The sequence below is a fragment of the Halorubrum sp. SP9 genome (assembly GCF_005435015.1).
Taxonomy (GTDB): Archaea; Halobacteriota; Halobacteria; order Halobacteriales; family Haloferacaceae; genus Halorubrum; species Halorubrum sodomense.
In genome coordinates, this window is record NZ_SGXU01000610.1 from 1 (window position 1) to 287 (window position 287).

General features: G+C 59.2%; 1 protein-coding gene. It reads left to right on the plus strand.

Translation table 11 applies throughout. The features are described from left to right. Nucleotides 1-176 precede the first annotated feature (176 nt). The coding region (locus tag EXE45_RS18760; RefSeq protein ID WP_321167820.1) for an archaellin/type IV pilin N-terminal domain-containing protein at nucleotides 177-287 on the plus strand (111 nt) is incomplete at its 3' end.

Here is a 287-nt window from a genome sequence, read left to right on the forward strand (position 1 = left end):
GCGGACATCGGTATCGACCTCAGCAGTACACAGTACAACACCGATCAAAATGGCGAACTCAGAGGTGGCGACAGTCTAACCGTCACCTTCACCACGCCGTCGGGTGCGACGACCTCAGCGGAGCTGCGCGTCCCGACGACGCTAACCGATGAGCAGGACTCGGTGAGGCTGTAACAATGTTCGAATTCATCACTAACAACGAAGACCGCGGTCAGGTCGGTATCGGGACCCTCATCGTGTTCATCGCGATGGTGCTGGTGGCGGCGATCGCCGCTGGCGTCCTGATC